13 protein-coding genes are annotated in these 14,402 nt (G+C 42.8%); 6 read left to right on the plus strand and 7 right to left on the minus strand.

Going from position 1 to position 14,402, the window contains the following annotated elements; translation table 11 throughout:
• Nucleotides 1–10 precede the first annotated feature (10 nt).
• Complete coding sequence (locus MKY75_RS24755) at nucleotides 11–1,357, plus strand: GntP family permease (protein WP_340886914.1); 1,347 nt, start codon at nucleotides 11–13, stop codon at nucleotides 1,355–1,357.
• 108 nt (nucleotides 1,358–1,465) lie between these two features.
• Complete coding sequence (gene gnd / locus MKY75_RS24760; RefSeq protein ID WP_340886916.1) at nucleotides 1,466–2,869, plus strand: decarboxylating NADP(+)-dependent phosphogluconate dehydrogenase; 1,404 nt, start codon at nucleotides 1,466–1,468, stop codon at nucleotides 2,867–2,869.
• 196 nt (nucleotides 2,870–3,065) lie between these two features.
• On the opposite strand, the gene MKY75_RS24765 is transcribed toward gnd, so the two are convergent.
• The 3 genes from MKY75_RS24765 to MKY75_RS24775 all read right to left on the minus strand — a co-directional run bounded on the left by MKY75_RS24765 (nucleotide 3,066) and on the right by MKY75_RS24775 (nucleotide 6,345).
• Nucleotides 3,066–4,022, minus strand: coding sequence for an endo-1,4-beta-xylanase (locus tag MKY75_RS24765; protein WP_340886918.1), 957 nt, complete (start codon nucleotides 4,020–4,022; stop codon nucleotides 3,066–3,068).
• 298 nt (nucleotides 4,023–4,320) lie between these two features.
• Nucleotides 4,321–5,259, minus strand: coding sequence for an alpha/beta hydrolase (locus MKY75_RS24770; protein ID WP_340887127.1), 939 nt, complete (start codon nucleotides 5,257–5,259; stop codon nucleotides 4,321–4,323).
• A 24-nt stretch (nucleotides 5,260–5,283) separates the two neighbouring features.
• A complete protein-coding gene (locus MKY75_RS24775; protein WP_029518881.1) occupies nucleotides 5,284–6,345 on the minus strand; it encodes an LLM class flavin-dependent oxidoreductase in 1,062 nt (353 codons plus the stop codon).
• 317 nt (nucleotides 6,346–6,662) lie between these two features.
• Between MKY75_RS24775 and MKY75_RS24780 the strand changes: the two genes are divergently transcribed.
• Nucleotides 6,663–7,244, plus strand: coding sequence for a TetR/AcrR family transcriptional regulator (locus MKY75_RS24780; RefSeq protein WP_340886920.1), 582 nt, complete (start codon nucleotides 6,663–6,665; stop codon nucleotides 7,242–7,244).
• A gap of 147 nt (nucleotides 7,245–7,391) precedes the next feature.
• On the opposite strand, the gene MKY75_RS24785 is transcribed toward MKY75_RS24780, so the two are convergent.
• Nucleotides 7,392–7,802, minus strand: a complete 411-nt coding sequence (locus tag MKY75_RS24785) for a YjdF family protein (protein ID WP_340886923.1) — start codon at nucleotides 7,800–7,802, stop codon at nucleotides 7,392–7,394.
• 285 nt (nucleotides 7,803–8,087) lie between these two features.
• Between MKY75_RS24785 and MKY75_RS24790 the strand changes: the two genes are divergently transcribed.
• Nucleotides 8,088–9,536, plus strand: a complete 1,449-nt coding sequence (locus MKY75_RS24790; RefSeq protein WP_029518884.1) for a DEAD/DEAH box helicase — start codon at nucleotides 8,088–8,090, stop codon at nucleotides 9,534–9,536.
• 56 nt (nucleotides 9,537–9,592) lie between these two features.
• On the opposite strand, the gene MKY75_RS24795 is transcribed toward MKY75_RS24790, so the two are convergent.
• Complete coding sequence (locus MKY75_RS24795) at nucleotides 9,593–10,675, minus strand: elongation factor G (RefSeq protein ID WP_239645252.1); 1,083 nt, start codon at nucleotides 10,673–10,675, stop codon at nucleotides 9,593–9,595.
• A 307-nt stretch (nucleotides 10,676–10,982) separates the two neighbouring features.
• Between MKY75_RS24795 and MKY75_RS24800 the strand changes: the two genes are divergently transcribed.
• Both MKY75_RS24800 and MKY75_RS24805 read left to right on the plus strand, forming a co-directional pair.
• Complete coding sequence (locus tag MKY75_RS24800; protein WP_340886927.1) at nucleotides 10,983–11,573, plus strand: RNA polymerase sigma factor; 591 nt, start codon at nucleotides 10,983–10,985, stop codon at nucleotides 11,571–11,573.
• Nucleotides 11,534–12,601, plus strand: coding sequence for a DUF4367 domain-containing protein (locus tag MKY75_RS24805; protein ID WP_029518887.1), 1,068 nt, complete (start codon nucleotides 11,534–11,536; stop codon nucleotides 12,599–12,601). The genes MKY75_RS24800 and MKY75_RS24805 overlap by 40 nt, the downstream gene beginning before the upstream one ends.
• 91 nt (nucleotides 12,602–12,692) lie before the next feature.
• Here MKY75_RS24805 and MKY75_RS24810 read toward each other — a convergent pair whose 3' ends face one another.
• The gene (locus MKY75_RS24810) at nucleotides 12,693–13,268 is read right to left on the minus strand and encodes a histidine phosphatase family protein (protein WP_209950103.1); all 576 of its coding nucleotides are present in this window, start codon (nucleotides 13,266–13,268) and stop codon (nucleotides 12,693–12,695) included.
• A gap of 31 nt (nucleotides 13,269–13,299) precedes the next feature.
• Complete coding sequence (locus tag MKY75_RS24815; protein WP_340886929.1) at nucleotides 13,300–14,223, minus strand: AraC family transcriptional regulator; 924 nt, start codon at nucleotides 14,221–14,223, stop codon at nucleotides 13,300–13,302.
• Between the last annotated feature and the right edge of the window lie 179 nt (nucleotides 14,224–14,402).

The following is a 14,402-nucleotide window of genomic DNA, read 5'->3' on the forward strand; positions in this document are numbered from 1 at the left end:
GGTAATTACAATGCCATTAGTTATCGTAGCGATTGGAATTTTAGCATTACTCGTTTTAATCATGGCCTTCAAATTGAACACCTTTATTTCATTAATCATTGTATCGTTCGGCGTCGCTTTAGCACTTGGAATGCCTTTAGAAGAAATTGTTAAAACCATCGAAGCCGGATTAGGCGGAACCCTTGGTCACTTAGCGTTAATCTTTGGACTTGGAGCGATGTTAGGTAAGTTGATCGCTGATTCTGGTGGTGCTCAACGAATTGCCATGACCCTCGTAGACAAATTTGGTGAAAAAAATATTCAATGGGCGGTCGTAGCTGCTTCATTCATTATCGGTGTAGCGCTATTTTTTGAAGTAGGATTAGTATTATTAATTCCAATCGTATTTGCCATTTCAAAACAATTAAAGGTTTCTATCTTACATCTCGGTATTCCGATGATTGCAGCTTTATCCGTAACACACGGTTTCTTACCTCCACACCCAGGGCCGACAGTTATTGCCCGTGAATATGGCGCGAATCTTGGTGAGGTTTTACTTTATGGTTTCATTATTGCCATTCCAACCGTTATCTTAGCTGGACCTGTATTTACGAAGCTTGCCAAAAAACTCGTTCCTGCATCATTTACGAAAACTGGTAATATTGCCTCTTTAGGTGAACAAAAAGTATTTAAGTCCGAGGAAACTCCTGGATTTGGAATCAGTGTATTTACTGCAATGCTTCCTGTCATTTTAATGTCTATTGCTACGATTATTACTTTGCTTCAAAAAACAATGGGATTTGAAGATAATAGTTTACTAGCAGCGATCCGTTTCATTGGTGATGCATCAACTTCCATGTTAATTTCCTTACTGGTAGCTGTCTACACCATGGGAATAGCAAGAAAAATTCCAATCAAAGATGTAATGGCATCTTGTACAACGGCTATTACTCATATTGGGATGATGCTCTTAATCATTGGGGGCGGCGGAGCCTTCAAACAAGTACTGATTAATGGCGGCGTAGGCGACTATGTAGCTGAATTATTCAATGGAACTACATTATCACCCATTTTACTTGCCTGGATCATCGCTGCAATCTTACGTATTTCCTTAGGTTCTGCAACTGTTGCAGCTTTAACAACCGCTGGTTTAGTTATACCGATGTTAGGACAATCCGACGTTAATCTTGCTTTAGTTGTGCTCGCCACGGGAGCGGGTAGTTTAATAGCTTCACATGTTAACGATGCTGGTTTCTGGATGTTTAAAGAGTATTTTGGTTTAAGCATGAAAGAAACATTTGCAACATGGACATTGCTTGAGACCATCATTTCGGTAGCCGGATTAGGATTTATTTTAGTACTAAGTTTATTCGTATAAACCACGATTCCCGGGCGGTAGATCCCCCACTTATTTTTCTTAGGATCTTCTAAGTTTATAAGTGAGGATCTACGGCCTATTCATTTCACATAAAAGGAGCAGAAAAGAATGTTCAATACCATTGGTGTTATTGGTTTAGGGGTAATGGGCCGTAATATCGCTTTAAACATGGCTGGCAAAGGTGAAAAAGTCGCTGTCTATAATTATACGAGGGATTTAACAGATGATCTTGTTAAAAAAAGTGAAGGTCACTCCATCCATCCCTACTACGAAATTCAAGATTTTGTTTACGCCTTAAAAACTCCAAGGAAAATTTTCCTTATGGTAACAGCGGGCAAACCAGTCGATTCGGTAATAGGTACATTAGTACCCTTCCTTGAAGCAGGCGATGTGATCATGGACGGTGGTAACTCCCATTACAAAGATACGGAACGTAGATATGATGAATTGAAGTCAAAAGGAATCGGTTATTTAGGAATCGGTATTTCCGGCGGCGAAGTTGGGGCTTTAAATGGACCTTCGATCATGCCTGGTGGAGATAAAGACGTATATGAGAAAGCAGCTCCTATTCTAACAAAAATAGCAGCCCAAGTGGGCGGAGATCCTTGCTGTGTTTATATGGGTCCAAAAGGATCCGGTCACTTTGTAAAAATGGTACATAACGGAATTGAGTACGCAGATATGCAATTAATCGCAGAAGTCTATACATTTTTAAGAAAGAGGCTATGTTTATCTGTTAATGAAATTGCCGACATCTTTGAAACATGGAATCAAGGGGAACTGAAAAGTTATTTAATCGAAATTACCGCAGAGATTTTACGAAAAAAAGATGAAATAACAGGCTTACCTCTGATCGATGTGATTCTGGATAAAACAGGGCAAAAGGGCACAGGTAAATGGACAAGTATTCAAGCAATTGATCATGGAATCCCATCATCCATTATTACAGAGTCATTGTTTGCCCGTTACATCTCCTCTTTAAAAGAGGAACGAGTTTATGCAGAAAATATCCTGACAGGCCCAGAGATTGATCGGCGAAGTTTAGATAAAAATGTGTGGATTGAGTACATTAGACAAGCTTTTTATATGGGTAAAATTTGTGCCTACGCGCAAGGATTTATACAATATAAAATGACTTCTGAGCTTTACGGATGGAATTTACCTTTACAGGATATTGCCCTTATTTTCCGTGGTGGTTGCATCATTCGTGCCGAATTCTTAAATGTAATAAGCGAAACATATCAAGAACAGCCGAATTTGGCTAATCTCTTAATCGCCCCGTATTTTGCTGAAAAGGTTAAAGAATATCAATTGGGATTGCGAAAAGTAGTCTGTGAGGGTATTAATTCTGCTATTTCGTTTCCATGTTTAGGTGCTTCACTTACTTATTTCGATAGTTACCGGACAGGCATTTCAAATGCTAACCTTTTGCAAGCACAAAGGGATTATTTTGGTGCCCATACTTATGAACGAAGTGATGCAGCAGGGTCCTTTCATACAAACTGGCAGTGATCGATAGTGGTAGTAAATCTCCAGTGCCCTAATGAAGTGGTTCCTTCCCTTCATTAGGGCACTCCTCGTTTAAGCTAAATAAAAAGAAGCCTTGGGCGTATAACATTTCATCCAAGACTTCTTCAAATAAACATCTACCCAGCCCAGACATTTGGCAAAAGTTCGCATCTGTTGGGGTTTAAGTGCCACCTATAGCTTATCTCTGCAGATATTGTCTCAGCCATTGGAGCGCGGGACGTTCCGTGCCGTTAGAGTTCAGCAGATGTGTGTTCGGCTTCCAAGTTTGCTCCTGGATATATCCCCAGAGCGTAACTCCCTTCACTGAGGAATGTTGCCAGAGTACCGGAAATTTCTCCTTGTATCTGGCAAGCTGGGTGTTGTCGTCGCCAGTTATATCCAGTTCTGACACATAGATTGGCAATCCTGTTGCCGCTAGCTTGTTCAGTACAGTGTTCATCGTGTTAACTGAAACAGTGTCCATGCTAAACTGGTGGCATTGGATACCAATTCCGTCAATCAGGCCTCTGCTCTTGAGCTGATTAATAATATTGACATATTGGTCGGTTAACGAAGGATCATTGATAATTCCATATTCATTGATCAGCAGCTTAGCATTGGGGAAGGCTTGTCTGGCCTGTTGGAACGACCATATGACCCAATCCCATCCGGTCGACCCGTCACCACCAATGGCATTGCGATAGGACGGCTTCTGATGCAGCGGCTCATTCACCACATCTACAAACTCCGCATTCGGATAGCGTTGACCTGCTGCTTTAATCCACTGAGTCACTTCCGCTTTCTGATCAGCAGCCGACAGCCCCCTAACCCAACCTGGCTCCTGGGCACCCCATACCAACGTATGGAACTTGAACGGGAAGCCATTGCTACGGGCATAATTGTAGGCGGTATCGGCCTGTGACCAGTTCATGTTGTTACGGTTGCCTTCAACCGATTCCCACTTAGTCGAGTTTTCCGGCGTCACTTGATTCCAGTATGTCCCGTAACTAGGAGGGACACTGCCCGCAATGACATTCCCCAGGAATTTGCCACCGTTCGCCATACTGGCACTAGCCGGGTTTATCAGAACTGATGATAACAACACACCCGCCAACGCCAAGCTGCTTACCAACTTGCCCACTTTAAATTTCGACATACAATCTCCTCCTCATACGTATAGTTTTTTAATATTCCTACTCTTAAATAAATCGCTTACATTTCCAATTATAAGAATGTAAGGTTATTATCTGCTACATGTAAAAGTAAAGATTTTACCCGAAAAACTTTACATCATTGCGGGGCGACTGAAAACCTGGTGCTCCTTTATCCCAAACAACTCCGAAATGACAAAAAAAGGTTGATGCAAAAAGTGATATGCTCCCCTTACAGTAGCAAGTTTTAACCTGCCTACTCTTTTGGGAACATATCACTTTGGAGACTGCCTATTTAATAGTTTAAGGATTAAGGGCTCTTGCAATTGCGTCTACATAACTTTGGCTAGCACGTTGGCTTACTTCTGCTTGTGGAACTATTCCCTCAAAATTGTGGAATGTGCCGGGATACAGATGGAATTCGACGTCCACCCCCGCTTGGGCAAGGCGTCCCACATATTCGATCGTCTCATCTCGGAATAGATCGAGCTGGCCTACGCACGTATAAGCCGGCGGCAGGCCAGCCAAGCTTTCTGCTCTCGACGGCACCGCATATGGGGACACCTCGCTATCTTCGGTACGATTGCCTAAGTACATGTTCCAGGCCGCCAAGTTGTTCTTCCGGTTCCATGGTGCGTTATCGGCCGTAATTTCATGACTTGACGCCGTAATACTGCGGTCATCGATCATCGGATACAGCGGCATTTGGAAAATGAGGGCTGGCCCACCTTTGTCACGAGCCATTAAAGCAAGTGCTGCGGTCAGCCCGCCGCCCCCACTTGCTCCTGCAATGGCGACCCGATCTAAGTCAATGCCCAGCAGCTCCGCTTTGTCGGTCATCCACGTCAAAGCGGCATAACAGTCATCGATGGCAGCCGGGTAGGGATGCTCAGGAGCAAGTCGGTAATCGACCGATACGACGACGCATTTGGCCGCCTGCACGAAGCGTTCGCACAAAGCATCGTCCATATCAGGATGGCCCATCACATAGCCTCCCCCGTGAATCCACAGCATGGCCGGAAGCCTAACGTCAGTTCGCTGAGCAGGTTCGTAGATTTTGACTAATATCTCGCCTGCTACACTCGGAATCATCCGGCTTGTCGTGCGTACGTGCTCCGACTGCTCAATAGGAGGACTAGACAAATAGCTTCTGCTCAGCTCTAAATTCTCTTCCAGTTGAAAACCAGGAAATTGTGCGATTACTGCCCTTAATTCTGGTAATAAACGATTTTCAAAATCCATGCAAATCACTCCTATGTTTGGTTTTTACAATCTTTTCTCCGTCTCCGCTTCCCACTTGGCTATTTCCTTCCGAACTCGGGGTGCTACCTCTGTTCCTAGCAGCTCAATGGCTCTCATCACTTCGGCATGCGGCATCGTGCTTAACGGAACATACAACATAAAGCGAGTAACACCTACATGTTTGCGAAGGTGAATGATCTTCTGGGCAACAGTCTCTGGATCGCCGACATACAGCGCACCTTCAAAGCTGCGCGCGGCATCGTAGCTAGAACGATCATAATGTGCCCAGCCCCGCTCCCTGCCCAATCTATTCATACCTGCCATCGTAGAAGGGAAATATGTATCTGCAGCTTGCTCATTATTCTCTCCGACAAATCCTATCGAGTGCGACCCAACCCTAAGCTTTGATTCCTCATGACCGGCGTGCGCTGCTGCCTTCTTATAAAGCTGGACAAGTGGTGCAAAATTTACCGGATTCCCGCCAATGATCGCGAGTATCAAGGGCAGTCCTAACAGACCTGCCCGGATAGCAGAATCCTGCCTGCCCCCGCTGCCAACCCATATGGGTAAAGGATTCTGAACCGGCCGTGGATACACACCCAAATTGTTAATTGCTGGCCGATGTCCGCCTTTCCAGGTTACTTTTTCGGACTCCCGTATTTTAAGGAGCAATTCCAAATGTTGTTCAAACAGCTCATCATAGTCTTCCAAGTCATAGCCGAACAGTGGAAAAGATTCAATAAAGGAACCTCGACCCGCCATAATCTCCGCACGTCCATTCGAAATACCATCCAGCGTAGCAAAATCCTGAAAAACGCGAACGGGATCAGCTGAAGAAAGCACTGTCACTGCACTGGTCAGCCGAATCCGTTTCGTCTGCGCTGCAGCCGCTGACAGCACAACTGCTGGTGAAGATGCAGAATAATCCTTCCGATGATGCTCACCTACACCAAACACATCAAGCCCCACTTGATCAGCAAGGATAATTTCCTCGACAACTTCGCGCAATCGCTGTGCGTGACTTATCACTTCACCTGTCTGAACGTCGGGCTTTGTTTCTACAAACGAAGTAATACCTATCTCCATCGTCCATCTCTCCTATTCTAATAGCTTTCTTTGTATGTTAATTAAATACCGGTAAAATATCATACCGATCGGTATGATATTTTACCCAGTAAATATAACTCATTAAAAAGAGTACTGTCAATAAATATAGTAAAAATCTTTGATTTATCCTCATACTGATATCTCCTTGGTGCGATAAACCAATCTGCATTTGACAATATAACGGGCTAATTATAAGATAATAACATACTAACTGGTACGCAAATAAAGACCCCTAACAATTATGATCAGAGTCATGGAATTAAGAATAAAATTACGAACAATGAGAGGTATTGATTATGGGACGAATCCGCGAATTTGACGAAGATAAAGTATTAGATGCAGCTATGCAAATATTTTGGGAGAAGGGATATGAAGCTACCTCATTAAGTGATTTAACGTCCAGAATGGAGATTCAACGACCCAGTATATATTCCACTTTTGGAGGCAAAAAAGAATTGTTCGAGGTTGCGCTGCGCAAATACATGATGTCCCGTGCTTCTATGATCCGAACCAAACTTCAAAGCGATTCATCTGTAAGAGAAGCACTTCGAACTTTTTTTGAAGGTGTGGTCGATGAGGAGTATGCGGAAAATCCCAGAAAAGGATGCTTTTGCATCAACACAATGGTTGAACTTGCACCTCATGATGAGAAATTTGAAATTCTTACAAGGGAACATCAAATGTACCTAGCAGTCATTTTTCAAGAAACCATTGAACGAGGTATACAATCAGGTGAGCTTGAGGTCGGGCTCGATGCGAAGGCTGTATCACAGGCGCTAGTCGTATCGTTAATTGGACTGACCGTAATGATAAAGTCTCGTCCAGAACGATCATTTATTAATAACACGATAGAGGTGACACTTACACTGCTTAAGTAATTTGGAGTCATTCATTTTAGCGGATACCAATCTCTATATGACAGTTTAAAGGGCACCCAGTCGGGTGCCCTTTGTGCGTAACACATATTTTTACATATGCTGATATAAAACAATTCGTTACAATTGCGGATAACGATGGAGGTTTTATTAATGTCCACGATGTTTTTCTTTCGCCTTTTTCTCCTTTAATTCCCTTATCCGTGCCTTCATAGATTCCTTTTGCTGTTTAGAGTAAGTACGTTTCTCCAACTTACGCTTCTCATACTCTAACTTTAAGGCCTCTTGTGCGTTGGAAGAGACTCCCTTTCGCCTTAATTCATACGCTGCCTGCCTTGCTAGCCGCTTTGGATTGATCTTCTTCGTCTCAGACCCCTTTACAGCCACCTCTTGTGAAAGCCGACTAACAAGTTCACACATTTCCTCACGAATAAAATGGAGAATCTCTTCGTCTTTAGGCTCTGTACCAAAAATGTACCTGGCTGTCTTCAATTTCCCTTGGTCCTGCTCCTCCACGACTCCAACCCAATACTGTCCATCATGATAAATCGTAAGCTTCATTTGAATCCCCCTCATTTTAAATCGAAACGATGGACATCCCGAGGGGGAAGGTTACTGACATGACACTCTTGCTATTATAGAGTCGTCCATGCGTCTGGACTACCAACCAGACTGTGTTTTTTCGTCTCAGAAAAAGTATAGTTGCCTTACTGGAAAACAGCAAGTTAATCGCTGATATGTATTAGAGTGAACCTGGATATAGAGTATACTAGATGAGTATAAGTTCGGTACACGATGACATGATATATGTAATGGTACTTAAATACAGCACAGAAGAGGTTGAAAATGAGTCAGAAGCATTTTACAGATTACGCATTAAGTGAAGAAATTGTAAGAGCGCTGAATAGCTTGGGCTATGAGACGCCAACAGAGATTCAGACGGAAGTCATTCCTGTGGCGCTTGAAAAGAAGGATCTTGTCGCCAAATCGCAAACAGGTAGCGGCAAAACAGCAGCATACGGCATTCCAATCTGTGAGCTAGTAGATTGGAATGAGAATAAGCCCCAAGCTTTAATCCTGACGCCAACCCGTGAACTCGCGTTACAGGTCACCGAAGACATCACGAATATTGGACGCTTTAAGCGGATCAAAGCAACACCCCTTTATGGGAAACATCCTTTTCATATCCAAAAGGCTGAGTTAAAACAAAGGACGCATGTGGCTGTAGGTACGCCAGGACGTGTACTGGATCATATTGAACGAGGGACGTTACCGTTAGATCGGATTGCCTATCTCGTGATTGATGAAGCTGATGAGATGCTGAATATGGGCTTTATCGAGCAAGTTCAGTCGATTATTCAAGCGCTGCCTAGTGATCGGGTTACCATGTTATTCTCCGCTACCTTCCCTGAGGACGTAGCCACACTGTCACGTAAATATATGAAAGATCCTGTTAGAATTGAGATTAAAGCGACTGGTATAACGACCGCTACAATTGATCACTCTCTTATTCAGGTGAAGGAGTCAGACAAGCTGGCACTACTGCAAGATCTGCTCATTGTTGAGAATCCTGACAGCTGCATTATTTTCTGTCGTACGCAGGAGAATGTAGATACATTATTCAGGGCATTGGCTGATCTTGAATATCCATGTGATCGCATTCATGGTGGCATGGAGCAAGACGAGCGATTTGAGGTAATGAATGCATTCAGAAGGGGTCAATTTCGTTACTTGATTGCAACAGATGTTGCCGCACGAGGAATTGATATCACGAATATCACCCATGTCATTAACTACGATATTCCCCTTGAGAAGGAAAGCTATGTTCACCGCACAGGACGTACGGGACGTGCTGGCAAAACGGGGAAGGCCATTTCCCTCATCACTCCTAAGGATGGCCGAAGATTAGCTGATATCGAAGCATATATTGGATTCGCGATTCCGCAGGTAAAGGCTCCCTCAGAAGAGGCTGTTGACCTCCGTAGAGAAGATTTTGAGCAAAAACTGCATGTAAAAACCGCACTCAAAAAAGATAAGCGCGAGCAATTAAACCAACAGATTATGAAGCTGAACTTTAACGGCGGTAAGAAGAAAAAACTTAGAGCTGTCGACTTCGTGGGGACCATCGCTAAGCTTGACGGAGTCAACGCAGATGATATCGGGATCATTACGATTCTAGATAATGTGACAGATGTCGAGATTCTGAATGGCAAGGGTCCATTGGTGCTTGAGATTATGAAGAATACAACCGTAAAGGGTAAGCTGTTAAAGGTACGCAAAGGGAATAATAAGTAGAAGTATGCTGCATAAAAGAAGGTGAGGCAACCCGCCCGTACAGCCGATAGTTTTCGTTAGCTAACGGGCGGGATTGCCGAGTTTACCTCTTGATCGTTTAATTCATCTTTCCATTTATCGATATCATAAATCACTTTAAATTTTTCTGTTAACTGAGTATCATCTTCAATTGGCACAAAGCTGTTTAATTCTATATGGAAGTCCGAAACATCTTTTTTATGGTCATACATCTCTTCTAGGATATCGATAATTGAGGAAAGTCTAGATTTAAATGATAACTTATAGTCATCTTCGTCCTTGAGTATACATCGATTTTCTACCCCTCTAAAAAAGGAGTTCTCTTCAAAATATAGCTTGTTACAGGTCATTTGGATCTGCATCAATGGTTCGCATATTTGCCAATCCGCTTGCTGCATAGCGGTTCTGAGTGATATATGTGCTCCACTAATGTAATAATAATCCCGATAAAAACACATTGAACAAGAAGCCTTCATCATTTTAATTTTTGAATCTACAGCAGGGTACCCTAATACAAATCCTTCAGCTAACAATTTCCTGGAAAAGTAATCTAACGATTTTACGAATAATTGGTATCCATGCTCCTTACCTTCCTCATCATCTTTATGACAGCAGTAATGAATAATATCTTCATTCACTTGTTTATTTTCATATTGATATCCCATCCCAGCCTCTAAATGACCAATATGAATTTCGACTCCTGCAAATAAGTCATTTAAACTTGTTATTCTGGAATGATTGCCTTTCAAATTTATGTTCAAGTCAGCAGTACATTCTCTATAAAGTATGCAGGTGTCTTTGATATTCAGGTTTATATCTTGTCTTTTCATAAAATCAGCGATTCTCTTGAGATGCAAGTAATCAATTCCTATAAAAATTATTTTCTCATATTCAATAGCTCCAGCAGCAGATTGATTAAAATGAACAGCAATACAAACATCCTCATCGTATGCTATTAATGTCTCAATACTCTCAGCCACCCTATTCCGTAGCGCAACTTGTCGAGGAAATGGCATGGTTAATCCAATGTATTTTGATTCTAGGTTAGGCAGCAGCTTCATTTGATCATGAAGGTAAAGCATCACATTATCAAAATTATATTTCTTAGCACTTACATTCATTAGAAACCGTATCCTCTCCTATTTATTTACGAGATGGCCCCAAAGCGTCCTCATAAGGCTTTTTATGAAGAATTCCGTAGACCTCCTTCTTATCAATATCTTAATTTCATTTTAACACCCCCCACTTCCACAATATACCTTTAACTCTATAAAACTAACTACGTGAGTGATTATTGTTCTGCTTTATCGTACTCTCTTAGAGAGTAGATTTAATACTAAAAAAATTTAGAAAAGGTGTCCCTTTCGGTCATCTTCATTTGTTATACAGGTATAGTTTTCTTTTTGATCAGAGGAGGTGCCTAAATTTTTGAATGAGGAAATCGAATACAAAATCAAACGAGTTCAGGCTGGCGAAATCCAGGATTACGCCTACATTGTGAAGGAGTATCAGCGTCAGATATTTGTGTATTGCTGGCGGCTATTAGGAAGTGAGCATGAGGCAGAAGAAGCCGTACAGGATATTTTGGTCAAAGCTTTTGAAAAAATTAACATGTACAAACTGACAATGGGCTTCTCCTCCTGGCTGTATAAAATGGCCTATCATCACTGCCTGAACTTGATTTGCAGGAAGAATCTACAGCGCAAATTTAAGATTACCCTGTTCACCTCAACTAATATGACTTCAGACAGTGCTGCGCAGGTTTTGGAACGTCAGCTTTTCAGTGAACCGCTGAGCCGGGCATTAGACCAACTGAATGCAGAAGAACGAAACCTATTGGTGCTGCGCATTTTTGAAGAAAAAACGTTTGGAGAAATCGGGGAAATTATGAACAAGAGCGAGGAAGCTATCAAGAAAAAATACGGCAGAACAAAAACAAAGCTCAAAAAAATGATGGAACCCATAAAGGAGGACCCGAAATGCGTGAATTACAAGGCAGAAATCAGGAACAAAATCTGAAATACACCGATCCAAAAGACAAAGACTTAAAAAACATGGACAAGCTGACAGAACCAGAAAGTGTCCTAAAAATCCAAGCTTTTGACGTTTCTGACAAAGTGATGGAACAGGTCTACCAAAAGGTGACGCCCAAAAAGGGGTTCATTGTAAAAATGCGTCTTCAACCGCGCATTACCGCTCCCATTATGATCTTACTTTTTGTGTTAGGGGCTTCTGTGACCGGATACGCCGCTTCGCAATATCTTGAATTCCGCAACAGTAAGGGCGACGTTGTATTAAATACCGCCAAAACACCTGCCGAAACGGACGCCTCGAAAACGTATACCTCCACCTACGCACAGTGGAACGAAAAAGTGAAAGATCGCTTGCAGCCCGGAGAGTATGCTGCCTATTACGTCAAGGACGATTCTATGAATCAGAACAACCTATCTAATCCGGCCCTGTTTGCGTACAAGCCAGCTGAACTTTCAAGTTTCAACAGCTTACAAGATGAAATCAAGCGAACTGAGGCTCCATTATTCAGCAACCCCACTCATCTACCAGATGGCTATCAGTTTGAATTCGGATACGTCTATCCAAGCGCTGCATATCCTAGGATGATGGATAAAAAGGAATATCGAGCTTTAACCGATAAACTGATGCAACAGGCCCAAGCTGCACCGGAGGGTGAAAATCTGTTTATTCAAAAGCTGAGCTGGGACAAGTCAGACACCTCCTTTGCCCGGTATGCGAGAGGAAACGACTATGTAAACATTACCGTCACCAAATACACTTCTGAAGTCACAAAGACAACCATCATGCAAAATGAACAGGATTCGGCTGAGCAACTGACAATTAAAGGAACCAAGGCCTATTACATCAGGGCAAGCAAAACAAGCAATCCCTTGGAGGCCGGAAAAAACCGACTGGGCTGGCTTGATGAAAAAAGACGGTTACACTTCAACATATCTGATAACCAGGACAGTCCACTGACCAAGGAAGACCTGGTAAAAATAGCCGAGGATCTGCTTAACGCTTCACCGCAATAGCTATAAAAGAAAAGCTTTGAAGAGAGACCATCCTTTTTTAGGGGTGGTCTCTTTTTGGAGAATAGTCCTTATACCTTTTCCTCACAAACTATTACGGCATGTTCCACAATCTTTTCACCTCAACTAATTCCTGATCATTGAATTCCATTCTGTATACGTCTGGCTTGGATGTGTGTAGTAAAAAATTCAAATCGTACTGCTTGTCATAATGCCCCATCATTAAAGTCATTACAGCTCCATGAGTGCCTAATGCGACTTTCCGTCCTCGGTAGATTATTAGCAATTCCTTTAAGACTGTTATACTTCGATTCTGACAAACTGCATTAGACTCTCCTCCCGTTAAAGCAAAGTTGGGATCAGAAAATGACTTATCTAACAAAGGGAATAATTCATCATCGGGCATTCGGTTGTCTTCATTCAAAAAAATTCTTTCTTTAAGATCCTCGAGTATTAAAACTTCTTGTCCTGAGCATTGAGCTAATTCTTGAATGGTTAGGATTGCCCGTTGATATGGACTTGAAACGAAAACCTCGATCCCCTCTCCTCTCAATAACTCAGTTATTTGAAAAGCATCTGACTTACCTTTATCAGTCAAACCTCTTGTTCTTTCATTTCCTTCCGTCTTTGGTGATTCGCCATGTCTCACCATGTAAATGAAAGTTTTCATATTAACCTCCACGGATCACCCGATAAACTTCTCAATCAACTGAGACACTAAGGGAGTTACGCAAATGTTTAACATCACTCATCGGTGGCCGTCCAAACATGCGTCCATATTCTCGGCTGAACTGCGAAGGACTCTCATAGCCAACGCGAAAGCCTACAGTGGCGGCCTCCAATCCCTCCGAGAGCAGTAAGCGGCGTGCAGCCTGCAGTCGAATGGCCTTCTGATACTGCAGAGGACTTATAGCCGTTACCTTTTTAAAGTGCTTGTGTAAGGAAGAAGGGCTCATGTTTACTTCCTTCGCCAATTCCTCGATCACAAGAGGCTTAGAGTAATCGCGGGTAATCAGATGGATCGCTTTGGAGATGCTATGTGCATAGCTGCCAACTACGGCAAATTGCCTGATTAAAGCTCCCTGCTCACCTTGTAATACACGATAAAGGGTCTCGTGCGTGATAAGCGGCGCAAGAAACTGAATATCCGCAGGCGTATCCGAAAGTCTGACAAGCCGAAGCAGCGCATCAAGCAGCAGAGGGTCAAATTGGCTCACCAGTATGCCGCGTCCAGTCTTAACGTTACATGGAGGAGGACTCTTCTTGATAATGTCCAGGATGGCGTCTGGACTAATGGATAATTGAAGACTGAGATAAGGAAGCTCCGACGAGGCTTGAGTTATTTTACCAGTTACGGGAAGTTGAACTGATGTGACCATGTAGGTTGTTGGATCGTACACATAGTTTTCTCCAGCCAGCATTGCTGTCTTTGAGCCTTGCGCAACCACGTACAGGGAGGGCATATGGACCGTATGATTCAGCTCGGACACATGGCTTGCACGTCTGAAATAAAGTCCTGGCACAGACGAAACAAACGTACCGTCCGAAGACGCGCGTTGATCAATCAGACGAATCAGTTCTTGTAGATTCGTAGAAATATCAGAGGGGGGAGGAGACGAAACCATTCATGCTTCACCTTCCTTTCCGTTGAACGCTAATATTGATGTGCTAATTATATGCACGCCGAATAGGATTAGGCAAGAATTGGACTTGATCGGTCTACCTGTCTCAATTGAATTCTACTTAAAATTTACTTGCAAGGCCAACAAAGGGCCTAAGGCAAATAGATCAAAGAAAGAAGGAT

It is taken from the genome of Paenibacillus sp. FSL L8-0663, assembly GCF_038008125.1.
Taxonomy (GTDB): Bacteria; Bacillota; Bacilli; order Paenibacillales; family Paenibacillaceae; genus Paenibacillus; species Paenibacillus polymyxa_D.

Bases quoted from the DNA above. Each gene is read 5' to 3' on its own strand.
- MKY75_RS24755 (WP_340886914.1), top strand. From the start codon at position 11: ATGCCATTAGTTATCGTAGCGATTGGAATTTTAGCATTACTCGTTTTA.
- gnd (WP_340886916.1), top strand. From the start codon at position 1,466: ATGTTCAATACCATTGGTGTTATTGGTTTAGGGGTAATGGGCCGTAAT.
- MKY75_RS24765 (WP_340886918.1), bottom strand. From the start codon at position 4,022: ATGTCGAAATTTAAAGTGGGCAAGTTGGTAAGCAGCTTGGCGTTGGCG.
- MKY75_RS24770 (WP_340887127.1), bottom strand. From the start codon at position 5,259: ATGGATTTTGAAAATCGTTTATTACCAGAATTAAGGGCAGTAATCGCA.
- MKY75_RS24775 (WP_029518881.1), bottom strand. From the start codon at position 6,345: ATGGAGATAGGTATTACTTCGTTTGTAGAAACAAAGCCCGACGTTCAG.
- MKY75_RS24780 (WP_340886920.1), top strand. From the start codon at position 6,663: ATGGGACGAATCCGCGAATTTGACGAAGATAAAGTATTAGATGCAGCT.
- MKY75_RS24785 (WP_340886923.1), bottom strand. From the start codon at position 7,802: ATGAAGCTTACGATTTATCATGATGGACAGTATTGGGTTGGAGTCGTG.
- MKY75_RS24790 (WP_029518884.1), top strand. From the start codon at position 8,088: ATGAGTCAGAAGCATTTTACAGATTACGCATTAAGTGAAGAAATTGTA.
- MKY75_RS24795 (WP_239645252.1), bottom strand. From the start codon at position 10,675: ATGAATGTAAGTGCTAAGAAATATAATTTTGATAATGTGATGCTTTAC.
- MKY75_RS24805 (WP_029518887.1), top strand. From the start codon at position 11,534: ATGCGTGAATTACAAGGCAGAAATCAGGAACAAAATCTGAAATACACC.
- MKY75_RS24810 (WP_209950103.1), bottom strand. From the start codon at position 13,268: ATGAAAACTTTCATTTACATGGTGAGACATGGCGAATCACCAAAGACG.
- MKY75_RS24815 (WP_340886929.1), bottom strand. From the start codon at position 14,223: ATGGTTTCGTCTCCTCCCCCCTCTGATATTTCTACGAATCTACAAGAA.